This is a genomic window from Thermopolyspora flexuosa (assembly GCF_006716785.1).
Taxonomy (GTDB): Bacteria; Actinomycetota; Actinomycetes; order Streptosporangiales; family Streptosporangiaceae; genus Thermopolyspora; species Thermopolyspora flexuosa.
Window position 1 is genome coordinate 818,963 of the sequence record NZ_VFPQ01000001.1, and the last position, 12,616, is coordinate 831,578.

Below are 12,616 nucleotides of genomic sequence, written 5' to 3' on the forward strand. Positions count from 1 at the left end.
GGAGGGAGGTCCGACCCGCGGGCGGAAGGCGTGCTCCCGCCCGCGGAACGGCGCTCGTCACCGGCGGTCGCTCCGGGCGCCCACCCGCGGCCCGCTCACGTGAAGTAGCGCAGCCACACGTACACCCACGCCATCACCATGCTGAGCACGGTGACGAGCGCGCCGTACTTGGTGAACTCCCAGAAGCTGATGCGGTGGCCGGTGCGCGCCGCGATGCCGATGGCGACGACGTTCGCGCTCGCCGCGACCGCCGTGCCGTTGCCGCCGAAGTCGGCGCCGAGGGCGAACGCCCACCACAGCGCCTGCCCGATCTCCGGGGCCGGGGCCTCGGCGACCAGCCCTTCGACGATCGGGGCCATCGTGGCGACGTAGGGGATGTTGTCGAAGAAGGCGCCGAGCACGCCCGAGCCGAACAGCAGCGTGGTCGCCGACAGGAAGGGCGCGTCACCGAGCAGGTTCACCGCCCAGGTGCCGATCGTCTCGATCACGCCCGTGTGCACGAGCCCCGCGACCATCACGAACAGGCCCATGAAGAACACGAGCGTCGGCCACTCGACCTCCTCCATCGTCTCCGCCACGTCGGCCTTGGCCACCAGCATCATCACGCCGGCGCCGACGAGCGCGACGATCGACGGGGCGACGTGCAGGACCGAGTGGAGTGCGAAGCCCGCGATCACGCCGGCGAGGACGATCAGGCAGCGGGCGAGCAGCCTGGGATCGGTGATCGCCCGCCTCTCCTGCAGCGCCATCACCTCGGCCACGTGCTCGGGGTTGTACCGGAAGCTCCGGGCGAACAGCACGCGGGTGAGCAGCACGAAGACCGCGAAGATGATGACCACGATCGGGGTCATGTGCACGAGGAAGTCGTTGAACGTCAGCCCCCCGCGGCTTCCGATGATGATGTTCGGCGGGTCGCCGATGAGCGTCGCCGCGCCGCCGATGTTGGAGGCGAGAACCTCGGCGATGAGGTACGGCTGAGCCGGGATCTGCAGGCGGTTGCACACGACTACCGTGACCGGCGCGACCAGCATGATCGTGGTCACGTTGTCGAGCACGGGGGACGCGACCGCGGTGATGATCATCAACATCACCATCAGCCGGTACGGCCGGCCCTGGGAGCGTTTCGCCGCCCAGATGGCCAGGTAGTCGAAGACGCCCGTCCGCTTGATGATCCCGACGATGATCATCATGCCGAAGAGCAGGAAGATGACGTTCCAGTCGATGCCCTCGTGCTCGGAGTAGAACACCTCCTCTCCGGGGATCAGCCCGAGGACGGCCATCAGCCCCGCGGCGATGAGAACGGTCTTGACCTTGTCCGCTTTCTCGGTGGCGATGAAGAAGAACGCCACGCAGAAGATGGTGAGGGCGAGGAATGCGGTCATGCACCAGGCCTCGGCGGTGCGGCTCCATGGAGGATGGCGGTCGGGTCGGTGTGGTGGGCGGGGCCACCGAACTCAGCGCGCGGCCGCCCCGGTGATCGAGGCACGCGGTGTTCTGCGCAGGCCGAACCAAGGCACACGAAGATCGCCTCCGATCCAGTGACGTGAAATGAGAAGCGAGAAACGAAACGATCAGGGCTCCGGGGAGCGGAGGGGACGCCCACCCGGAGGTCAGTCGCCGAGGCCCGACAGGACCAGGTGGGTGAGCAGCCGTTCCAGGGTGATCACGCCGATCAGCGAGTCGCCGGCGTCGACGACCCCGACCAGCGGCCGTTGGGAACGTGCCATCAGCGCGGCGACCTCGAGCAGGGTGGCGTCGGCGGGCACGGTCACCGGCCGCTCCACCTGCCGTGGCATACAGTCCTCGAGGGTCAGGTCACCGAGCTCGTGCCAGAACCGGTCCGCGTGGGCCTCGTCGACCGCCCGTGCGAGCTGCGGGTCCTCCTGGTAGGCTCCGGGAATTCCCATCCGGAGCACCTGGGTGCCGGGAAGCACCTTCCGGGGCCTGCCCTCGTCGTCGACGAGGATGAGGCCGGGCAGTCTCCCCAGCGCCATCACCCGGATGGCCTTCACGACCGGGTCGCGGGCCGTTACCGTCGGCAGGCTTACGGCGATATCGCTGGCTTGCATGAATCCTTTCCGGTGGCGGGGCAAGCGGGTCGTTTCCGATACGGTCACGGCACCTCCCCGCGGCTCGGTGACGACAGGGCTAATCGACGACGTCAGCTGGGGAAAATGGCTTACGTCGCCGCACCGCCAGTCTTGCCCGGTTTGCCGGAATGCGGCTATTGGGGTCAGGCCCCATTTGTGATGGGTGTGAACATGCAGACGCATGGGCCGGCCGCCGGCGACGGCGGCCCAGGGGAGCGGTGGCGTCCGCCGCGGCCAGGGGCGGGCCGGCCGTACCACGCGGGCACCGGACGTGGAGATGAACGACCCGGGGAGGGCCTGCGTTCCCGGGTACGGCCGGGCGGGGTTTCCGGAAACGGAAAGGCCCCTGACGGCCTGCCGGGGTGATCCCCGGGACAGGCCGCCAAGGGCCGGGCTGCGGGTGTCCTTCAGCCGCCGAGCGTCGCGCCCTCGGTGAGCGGGCGGACGGTCCGCGCGTAGACCGAGAGCCAGCCGCAGCCGGGCGGGGCCGGGGTCTCGGGCATGGCCGCCCGCCGCCTGGCGAGCTCGTCCTCGTCGACCTCGAGGTCGATCGTGCGCGCGTCCACGTCGATGCTGATCATGTCGCCGTCCCGGACGAGCCCGAGCGGGCCGCCGACCGCGCCCTCCGGGCTCACCTCGGCGACCACGAGGCCCTTGTTCACCAGGCCGGACATCTGGCCGTCGGTGACCACGGCGACCTCCGGGCCGAGGCCGGCGCCGTCGAGCGCGAACACGAACGCCGAGGTGAGCCCCATGCCGGGCGAGCCGCGCAGGCCCAGGCCGGTGAGCACGAGCACCTGGCCGGGCTCGACCTCGCCGTTCCGGATGGCCGCGATGCCCTCCTCGCGGGAGCGGAACACCTTGGCCGGGCCGCGGAAGCGGCGCGGGGCCTCGTCGGCGACGGTGCGCTTCACCACCGCGCCGTCGGGCGCGAGCGAGCCGCGGATCACCACGATGCCGGGGTGCCGGGCGAGCGGGTCGTCGAGCGGGCGGATCACGTCGGACTCGGGCGGGGTGACCGACGAGACGATCTCCCGCACGGTACGGCCGGACACCGTGGGCCGGTCGAGGTCGAGCATGGGGGCGAGCCGGTGCATGAGGGCGAGCGCGCCGCCCGCCGCCTCGAACTCGTCGATGCGCCGCGGGCCGTTCGGCTTCACCCCGGCGAGCAGCGGCACCTGCGGGGCGAGCTCCTCGAACAGCGCGTACACGTCCACGTCGCAGCCCGCCTCGACGGCGACCGCCTGCAGGTGCTTGAGGGTGTTCACCGAGCCGCTGATCGCGAGCACGGCGGTGACCGCGTTGCGGAACGCGCCGGGGGTGAGGATGTCGCGGGGCCGTACGTCCTCGGCGACGAGCTCGACGATGCGGCGGCCGGCCTCCTTGACCGTCCGCCACATCTTCTCGCTGCGGGCGAGCACCGGGGTGCTGCCCGGCAGCGCCATGCCGAGCACCTCGGCGGTGATGTGCATCGAGTTCGCGGTGCCCATGCCCGCGCACACCCCGGGGCCGGTGATCGCGCAGGCGCTCATCTCGGCGAGCTCCTCGACGGTCATCTTCCCGGTGGCGACGTGCCCGGCGTACAGGAACACGTCCTCGAAGTCGACGTGCTCGCCGCGGTAGACGCCGGACGGCTGGTAGCCGCAGGCGACGATGATCGTCGGAATGTTGAGGCGGGCCGCCGCCATCAGGTGCGCGGGCGTGGTCTTGTCGCACGACGACAGGCAGATCATGCCGTCGAGCAGCGCGCCCTCGGCCGCCACCTCGATGTCGGCCGCGATCAGGTCACGGGACGGGAGGATGTACTGCCCGGCCGCGCCCGCGCTGGTGATCGCGTCGCTCGGCGCCGCGGTGCGAATCTCGAAGCCGACGCCGCCCGCCTCCCGGATCGCCTGCTTGAGCGGGCCGACGATCTCGTCGAGGTGGGCGAAGCAGCTCGCCAGGTCGGACGAGGTGTTGACGATGGCGATCTTCGGCTTCTCCATGTCCTCGGGGGTGAGCCCGAGGGCGGTCCACTGGGCGCGGCGCATCGCCCAGCGGGTGGTGCCCGGCTCGAAGTTGCTGCGCAGCGGCCTCACTTGACCTCCCGGCCGAGGTAGACGCCGTGGTTCTCCAGCCTGCGCTGCAGCTCCGGCACGTCGATGTCGGCACAGTCCACGCCCGCGTCGAGCGCCATGCCCGCCGCCATGCCCGCGGCCTCGCCCATCGCGAAGCACGGCCCGGTCACCCGGGCGGCCGACTGGGCGTCGTGGGTCATCGACGCGCACCGGCCGGTGACGTACAGGTTGCGCACCTTCTGCGGCAGCAGCATGCGGAACGGCAGCTGGTTGAACCCGCGCGGGTTCTCGCCGCGCGGCCAGCGGAACTCGACCGTGCCCGCCACGTGGGCCTCCACCGGCCAGCCGTTCACGCCGATCGTGTCCGGGAAGTCGGCGCAGTCGCGCACGTCGTCCTCGGTGAGCATGTACCGGCCGATGATGCGGCGGGTCTCCCGGATGCCGATCTGCGGGGCGATGTCGACGATGTACGAGTCGCCGAAGCCCGGCGTGTTGTCGCGGATGAACGCGAACGCGTCGAACACCTGCCGGCGGCCCTGCAGCTCGCCCCGGGTGAGCTGGTCGACGTCGGTGCCGTCGATCGCGCTGCCGTCCGGGTTGCTGAGCTGGGTGAGGTTCGCCCGCCACTCCAGCGGGTTGCGCTGCGGCCGCACGATCGGCTTCTTGCGCGGGAACTTGTGCGTGCCGGCCCGCTCCGCCTCCTCCATCAGCCGCTCGACGGTGCGCCACGGCTTCTCCCCGGCCGCGGCCGCGTCCACGCCGTTGATACGGAACATCAGCGACGGGTAGAGCATGCCGTTGATGCCCGGCGACTTCTCGTACGGCACGCCCGCCCACGCGGCCACGTCGCCGTCGCCGGAGGCGTCGATGAAGATCCGGCCGCGGACCGCGGCACGGCCCGACTTCGACTCGATGAGCACGGCGTCGATCGTGTCCTCGTCGGCCATGACGAGGCCGACCGCGAGGGCGTGGAAGAGGATGCGGGCGCCGTGGCCGGTCACCAGCTCGTCGGCGGCGAGCTTGTAGGCGGAGATGTCGAACGCCTGGGCCTGGATGCCGTCGTTGATGGTCAGGTGCGGCTTGGACAGGCCGTCGAGCTTCTCCAGGCGTTCCAGCAGCTCGTCGGCGAGGCCGTGGATCACCCGGCGGTGCTCGCCGTACACCTTGGCGTGCAGGCCGCAGAACGTGCTGAGGCCGCCGGCGGTGCCCGCGCCGCCGAGGAAGCCGTAGCGTTCGAGCAGGATCACCGAGTGCCCGGTGCGGGCAGCGCTCGCCGCCGCCATGATGCCCGCAGGTCCGCCGCCCACGACGACGACGTCGAACTCGCCGTACACGGGGGTCTTGCGGCTGGGCTCAATGATCACTGGGCGCTGTTCCACGGGACGTTCCCTCTTCCTCTATGTCAGTGGCCCGGGGTGTCCGCGGGCAGCTCGATCCGATCCAGCGAGTACGGCGTGCCGGCCAGCGCGTCCGACAGGATGGCCTGCATCACCGGCAGCGGCACCAGGCAGTCGGCGCACGCGTCCGGCCCGGCCTCGATCCGCACCACGACCTTGTCACCCTCGCCGACCTGCCAGTCGAGGCTGTAGCCGTCGGAGGCGAGCATCTCCTTGAAATGGCCGAACGCCGCATCCAGGGTCTTTTGCGTCATCACACATCCCTCACCGGCGCGATCGAAGGGGCGTCCCCCCGCGGCCCGAAGGTCTCGATGATCGTCGACACCCCGGCGTTGTTCGCCCCGGCCACCGCGATCAGGATCGCCTCGGGGCTGTTGAGCGCCGGCACCCGCTCGGGGGTTTCGGAGGCCGAGGCGGTGTCGGGGATGGCGTCGGGGTGGTCGGACGGCAGGCGCCAGCGGCTCAGCCGGGAGATGGCGTCCTTGCCCACCGCCTTGAGCTCCTCGCGGGTGTTGACCGCGTTCTCATAGACAAAGCGGCGCACGTCCTGCTTGCTCCAGCCGCAGGAGGCGAACATCTTCGCATGCTCGGGGCCGAGCACGATCAGCACGCTGGTGGTCTCGTGGATCAGCGCGCCGGTGCGGCGCACGCTGTCGGCAAGGTCGCGGCCGAGCTGTTCGGGGATGCGGGTGTGGCGGGCCTCGATGTGCATGCACGAGCGGATGGTCAGCCCGGTCACCGCGCTGGTCTCAGCATCCAGGCCGTGTTCGACGTGGAACGGCTCCCAGGGGGAGTCCTCTTCGTTTTCGGCGATGCAGGCGCTGTATTTGCCGAAGGTGGCCTGGGTGGCCTGGTCCAGCTGGTGGGGGCGCACCCCGAACACGTTGATCGCGGTCAGCCGGATCGCCCGCCCGATCGTGGCATTCGCCCGAAAGCCCGAGCCGAAGACGTTGCCTTTACTGTTGAGCCCGATCTTGCCGCGGATGGGGCCGTTGACCATCAGCAGCGGGGCGGTGCCGGTGGTCGACTGCCAGATGCCCTTCTTCGGGTAGGGCTCTTTGGCCAGGGCGTCCCAGCCGGCGAGCACGACGGGGAAGTACTCGGGCAGGCATCCGGCCAGGGCGGCGTTGATCGCCGCCAGGCGGACGGTGAGCTTGCGGTTGAGGTGCGGCATGACAAACAGCACCTCATCGGGGTCCCGGCCGGTGGTGGCGAGGAACTCGGCCAGGTAGGACTCGGTGACCGGGACGACCGGCAGGCCGTCGGTCCAGCCGTTTCGGGCGTAGTGTTCCATGGCCGCGCGGATGGCGGCGGCGTCGACGGCCGGGGTGTCGAGCTTGGTGCTCATGATCTGCGATCAGCCCTCGTAGTCGATCAGGGGGTCAGGAAAGGGACGGGTCGGGGGTGGGAGCCGGGGTGGGGGGTCAGTTTTCCAGGCCGAGGATGCGCTGGATGTCCGGCAGCACCTCCAGCACGCGCTGGCGCAGCTCGGTCTCGTCGCAGCTGGCCACGGGGTGGCGTACGGCGACGAACTCGTAGCCGGAAAAGCCTTGGAGCTGGGCCATGGCGCGGCCGGAGACGAGGAAGGAGTCGGAGACGATGGCGACGGCGGGGATGCCGGCGCGTTCGAGCATGATGCCGTCGGCGACGGTGGCGGCGCTGCAGGAGCCGCAGTCGCCGACGGCGGTGATGACCAGGTCGCATTCGGCGGTGAGCTTGTTGAGGACCTGCTCGGTCATGGGGGTGCCGAAGTAGTCTTTGGCGTATTCGCGGACCTGGCCGGTGCCGTGGCGGGCCTGGAGTTCGCGTGCCACGTGCCGCAGCAGGTTGGTGGCGTTGGGTTTGGTGTTGTCGAGCAGGCCGATGGTCAGGCCCTGCAGGGTTCCGGGCCTGGGGGCGAGGGTGGTGTCGGCGGCCTGGTCGGCGTTGCCGGTCGGGTCGAGCAGGTGTTCGAGTTCGGGCATGTCCCCGGACGCCTCCTGGGTTGGGTCATGGGGGTGCTTGGTGGTCAGCTAAGCACGACCCCGGATGGATGACAAGATTGTGCACAATATTGCCAATCAGATGTGTGACCGGGGCCACGCGAAGGCCGACGCCCCTTCACCGTGCGCTCAGGCTCCGGTGAGCCGCTCCAGCACGTCGAGCAGCTCGGGCGGCTCCACGTGCTCGGTGAGGGCGGCGAGCTCCGCGCGGGAGAACCAGGCGAAGCCCAGCAGGTTGCCCGTCTCCTCCGTGGTGAGCGCGGCCGGAGCGACCCGCGGCCGCTCGGCGAAACGGGCGAGGTAGAACGGCTCGGTCTTGACGTAGTGCACGCCCAGCCACATGTAGTCGCGTGGCACGGGCACCCAGCGGTCGAGCACGGCGTCGCCGGGCAGCCCGGTCTCCTCGGTGAGCTCACGGCGGGCGGCCTCGAGCGGCGTCTCGCCGGGATCCACCCCTCCACCGGGCGGCTCCCAGAACACGAGCCCGCTCACCGGGTCCCGCCACCGCAGCAGCAGCACGTGGCCCGCGTCGTCCACGCAGAGCACCCGCGCTGCGGGTCGATCGCTCGTCACCCTTCGATCGTGCCCTCCGCCCCGCCGTACGGTGCGGCCGACCCCTCGGTTACGGACCCCGCACACACGCGCGGGCCGGGGTCGCGTCGCCTGTCGTATCCGGTACCCGCGAGGACGACATGCGTCGCACGGATACGTATTGAACGACCGAGGCGACGACCCCGGCCCGCGCCGACGCCGGGTCAGCGGCGGAGTTTCGCGCTGTCGTACAGGCCGAGGAGTTCGGGCTCCTCGCCGGGCCGGAACCGCAGCACCGGGAGGAGCTGCGAGATCCGGTTACCGGTGGCGGAGTCGATCCGGATCTCGCCGGACGCCCCCGGCACGCTGTTCGCGGCCGAGGTGATGAGGTAGATCTGGTTGCGCACCGCGGCCGGCTCGGGCAGCTCGCCGGAGAGCGCGGCGCGCCGTACCGCGTGGGCGGCGGTGAGCACGGCGTCGTGCGCCATGATCGCCCAGCCGGTGGACAGGTCGGCGGTGGCGAAGCCGAGCCCCTGGAAGGACTGCTCGAACTTCAGGTACTGCGCCGCCGCCGGGTTCTTCGACGGGTCACGCAGCACGGACGGCTCGGCGAGCGGCACGTACAGCAGCGAGATGGGGTTGTGCGACGACCGGAGCGCGGCGATGCCCGGCGCGTTCTCCGCGGTGTCGCTCATGAGCCGGACCGCGTCGGAGCCGGTGAGGACCGTGATCCGCTCCGGGTGGCAGTTCCGGTTGCCGAGGTAGGCGAGGAACAACGGCAGGTCCTTGCCCCGCCCGGCGTACAGCACGGTGTCCGGGGCGTTCTCGCTGCACAGGTTGCCGATGATGGTCCGGAACTCGTTGGCGGGGTCCTCGCCGAACGGGTTGTTGATCCTGCCGCCGCGTCGCCACAGGTCGGCGAAGTGCCTTTCGAACCCGCGGACCAGGGAGCGGGTGTAGAGATCGTTCTCCTGGCTGTAACTCACCATCATCGCCCGGCGCAGGCGGCTCTTCTCCGGTACGTACCGGCCGAGCGCCGCCAGCTCCTCGTCGGTCGTCGGGCTCACCCGGGCGATGCCGTTCACCGCGTTCTTGTCGATCTCCTCGGAGGTCACGATGTCGACCACCATCGGCAGCTTGACTCCGCTCAGCCGTTCGGCCGCCCACCTCGTCTCGTCCTGGCTGAGCCCCATGCTCGCCACCGCCACGAGCCGGTCCTGCTCTTTGGTCATGTCCACGAGGTCGTCGGTCACCTTCCGCCAGTGGGCCGCAGTGCTGCTCGTGTTCGCCAGCACCATCCGGATGCGCGGCCGGTCGCCGACGAGCGCCTCCCGGTTGCTGCGGTGCTGCGCGGTCACCGCGCCCTCAAGCTGGTGAACGACCCGCGGGTCCGGGTTGGTGAGCGGGCCCAGGAACGCGATCGTCACGTAGCTGCCCGGGCCCCCCTCGGTGGCGTACGCGTTCTCCTTGGCCAGCGTGTCGACGACGTGCCGGAATCGCGGCTCGAACGCGAAGGAGTCCGTCACCCCCACGCACTCCTCGCGGGTCTCCCCCTTGGCCACCTCGACCTCGACCTTGGGCACGCCGGATGCGCACGTGGGAGCGAAGATCCCACAGCCGCGAATCCAGCAGATGATCAGCGGCGCCACCACTATCAGCACCAGGGCCACGATCAGCGCGACCAGCCACCGGCGGCGTCGGCGCGGCGGCGACCACGGGTTCCGCGGGCCGCCGATGTCGCGCAGGTGGCCCTCCTCGCCCTGCACCCGGCGGAGGAACTCGGTCTTCGCCTCCATCATCGCGCCGGTTTTCGGGCACTCGATCGCCACCTTCTCGAAGGCGTCGTTGACAAGGGTGAGGAGTGCGGTCCGGTCGCCGCGGGCAAGCGGCTCGTTGGCCACCCACAGCGCGGTGAGCAGGCGTGCGACCTGTACGGTGAGCTCGTCGGTGGGGGTGACGCCGCGAGCCAGTTCCTGCGCGTGGTCCACCGGCGCCTTCTTGAACGGCTCGCGATGCGGGGCCGTCGCCACCTTCTCGAGGAGGGTGAGCCAGGCCTTGACCCCCATGCCGGGATCGCGCAGGCGCCGGGTCAGCTCGTCGACGACCTCCTCCACCTTGCCCAGGGCGAGGGCGTGGTGGAGCTCCCCGGCCTTGTTCGCGGCCCGGGAGCGCAGCAGCTCGTGCACGGCCGTCCAGCCGTTGGGCGCCTGGGGGTGCCGCCTGGCGAGGCGGTCGAGCAGCAGCCGGCGCAGCACGGGGTGCATCCTCGCCGGGCCTGCGGTGACCCCGGGAAGCCAGATCGTGGTCTCACTCAGTACCGCGGCGCCGTCCCTGCCGATCGGTCTTCCCGGGCCGACCAGCTCACCCGCCTCGCGATGGTCCCGCGCCGCCGCGCACGTGATCAGATGGTCCCGCGTCTTCGCCGGGAGGCCGTCGAGGAACATGTCGAGCAGCCGTTCCCGTACGGCCCTGCCGCCGTCGACCCCGAAAGGCACGTGGTCGACCACCTTACGCAGGTCGACCGCGTGGTCACCCAGCCGGTCGCGCATCTCCTTGATCGCGCGGACCACCTCGGCCGTCGCCCCGGCGTGCCCCCGGGTGAACCGGTGTACGGCGGGCGCGATCTTCTCGGGGTCGCCGGCGTCGGCCTTTCTTACCATGGCCTTGACCTGGTCCACGGTGAGGTCGGTGAGCCGTACCGGGTAGCACCAGCGCCCTTTGCCGAGATAGTCGGCGACGCTCGCCTCGTCCGTCGTCGGGAACGGCTCGTCCGACGTCGCGTACGGCGCCACGAGAGGGCCCCGGCTGGTGGCCACCACCGTGATGGGGCTGTCCTCGTCAGAGTCGTGAAAGGCGTTTCTGAGCAGTTCGAGGAACGCTCTTCCGGACGGTGTGTCCGCGTTGTCGAGAAGTATCAGGCAATTGGAACCGCGGTCCCGGCCGTGGCGTTCGAAGTCGTCACGCAGGTCGGCGAGGAACGCCCGGAGCATGACCGCGTCGACCTGCCTTCCGCCCTGGTCGGCCGACTGCGCCAGGCGGTTGAGCTTGCGCAGCTCATCCAGGTAGTCCCTCGCGGGCCCGTGGTCCTGATGGGAGTACCACTTCGCGCCCTTCCCCAGGAGCGCGCCGGTTCGGATCCACCGGGATGCGACGCTCTTGACGAGCAGGTCGATGGCGGTACGCAAGGCCGCGTCGCCGATGCCCGGAGTGAGCGCCTTGAGCATCTGGGCGATGGAGTCCTCGAGCGTGTGCAGGTTTCTGTGCCGCGCCAGAAGGTCGCGGATCTGGGCACGGGCCGAGTCCGGGTCGGTGTGGTCGATCTCGGCTTGCAGGACCAGGCTGCCGACGATGAAACGCGGGAAGGCGATGCGGCGGCCGTAGGCGGCGCAGTGCGCCGGCGGCCGTAGGCGGCGCAGTGCGCGTTCAGGTCCTGCACCAGGAGGCTGAGCACCTTGGGGATCGGCCATTTGTCATCGGCCGGGAAACGGAGGTGCGCGTAGGGGACGTTCTGATCGAGAACTTCCACCAGCAGCTCGAGCAGGGTCGACTTTCCGCTGCCCCGGTGCCCCACGAATATGATCACGGGTGCGGGCTGCGGTGCGCTGCCGTCCCGGACCGAGAATCGGTGAACGAGTTCGATCGCCCTGCCCCGACCGTACGGCATTGGCATTCCCCCACCCTGATAACAGCAAGCCGGTGCCCAGGTCTTTCGGCCGATCAAGCGCCCGATAGGCGAATTGTGGGGGAACAGGTTAGTCAAAAGCCATGGGAATGTATAGCTCTAACATTACGGGGGTCACGCGGTGAAAGTCGTAATCGGTTATCGGGGTTACACGGAGACCGTAAAGTGGTATTATGGATATTTCGGTAATGTGCAGTTTTGTTTATTTTTATCCGATATAAGCAGGTTTGGTGCAATATTAACCGAGGGCTGCGTGGGTAACCGTGCCCGGTGGCCGGATCGGCGGGAAGGGCGGCGCCGCCTTCCGGCGGGCAGCCGCCCCGGTCGAGCCGGGTACGGCACGGCCCGCGCGTCAGCCGTACAGGTAGACGGCCCGGCCCTGCTTGCGGGCGTCACGGGCGGCGAGCAGCCGTGGCCGGACCGGCTCGGGGAGCAGCTCGGCCGCCTGTGACCAGGGGAAGAAGCCGTACTCGTCCAGCTCCTCCTCCTGCAACGTGACCTTCGCGTCAGGAGGGAGCGTGCCGCCGTCGAAGACGAAGGTGACGAGGCTGCGCGGACGGTTGCCGTCGGGCAGCTGCCAGTGCACGACGAGCAGCTCGCCGGGGGTCACGCGCAGGCCCAGCTCCTCGAAGACCTCGCGCTCGGCGGCCTGATGGGGAAACTCGGCGGCCTCCATCACGCCGCCGGGGATCGACCAGCCGGGGCGGTAGTTGGGCTTCACCAGCAGGACGCGGTCGTCGGCGTCGGTGAACAGCACGCTCGCCGAGGCGAAGTGGGCGGGCAGGGACGCGAACCAGGCGGCGGGATCGAGGGTCATCGGCACAACCGTACCGCCCGGACGGCGGCCCCCGGAGGGAGCCGGGCCGCCGCCCGGGCT

General features: G+C 70.1%; 10 protein-coding genes. All 10 read right to left on the bottom strand.

The genetic code is table 11. From position 1 onward, the window contains the following. Positions 1–95: 95 nt before the first annotated feature. Positions 96–1,382: an ArsB/NhaD family transporter gene (locus FHX40_RS03600; protein ID WP_142258291.1), complete on the bottom strand. Its 1,287-nt coding sequence runs from the start codon at positions 1,380–1,382 to the stop codon at positions 96–98. Positions 1,383–1,610: 228 nt separating this feature from the next. Next, a complete protein-coding gene (locus tag FHX40_RS03605) occupies positions 1,611–2,069 on the bottom strand; it encodes a CBS domain-containing protein (protein WP_142258292.1) in 459 nt (152 codons plus the stop codon). A 428-nt stretch (positions 2,070–2,497) separates the two neighbouring features. Continuing rightward, complete coding sequence (gene ilvD, locus FHX40_RS03610) at positions 2,498–4,168, bottom strand: dihydroxy-acid dehydratase (protein WP_211350150.1); 1,671 nt, start codon at positions 4,166–4,168, stop codon at positions 2,498–2,500. Next, complete coding sequence (locus FHX40_RS03615; RefSeq protein ID WP_280525099.1) at positions 4,165–5,526, bottom strand: FAD-dependent oxidoreductase; 1,362 nt, start codon at positions 5,524–5,526, stop codon at positions 4,165–4,167. Before FHX40_RS03615 ends, ilvD begins: the two co-directional genes overlap by 4 nt. A gap of 23 nt (positions 5,527–5,549) precedes the next feature. Beyond that, the gene (locus FHX40_RS24900) at positions 5,550–5,798 is read right to left on the bottom strand and encodes a hypothetical protein (protein ID WP_170198692.1); all 249 of its coding nucleotides are present in this window, start codon (positions 5,796–5,798) and stop codon (positions 5,550–5,552) included. Then, a complete protein-coding gene (locus tag FHX40_RS03625; RefSeq protein ID WP_142258294.1) occupies positions 5,798–6,892 on the bottom strand; it encodes a hypothetical protein in 1,095 nt (364 codons plus the stop codon). Before FHX40_RS03625 ends, FHX40_RS24900 begins: the two co-directional genes overlap by 1 nt. A gap of 76 nt (positions 6,893–6,968) precedes the next feature. Beyond that, positions 6,969–7,508 (bottom strand): UGSC family (seleno)protein, encoded by a 540-nt coding sequence (locus tag FHX40_RS03630; protein WP_142258295.1) that lies wholly within the window; start codon positions 7,506–7,508, stop codon positions 6,969–6,971. A 147-nt stretch (positions 7,509–7,655) separates the two neighbouring features. Next, on the bottom strand, positions 7,656–8,099 hold the full coding sequence (locus FHX40_RS03635) for an NUDIX hydrolase (protein ID WP_142258296.1): 444 nt from the start codon (positions 8,097–8,099) through the stop codon (positions 7,656–7,658). A 182-nt stretch (positions 8,100–8,281) separates the two neighbouring features. Beyond that, the gene (locus FHX40_RS03640; protein ID WP_142258297.1) at positions 8,282–11,524 is read right to left on the bottom strand and encodes an ABC transporter substrate-binding protein; all 3,243 of its coding nucleotides are present in this window, start codon (positions 11,522–11,524) and stop codon (positions 8,282–8,284) included. A 567-nt stretch (positions 11,525–12,091) separates the two neighbouring features. Further along, a complete protein-coding gene (locus tag FHX40_RS03645; protein ID WP_142258298.1) occupies positions 12,092–12,556 on the bottom strand; it encodes an NUDIX domain-containing protein in 465 nt (154 codons plus the stop codon). Positions 12,557–12,616 lie beyond the last annotated feature (60 nt).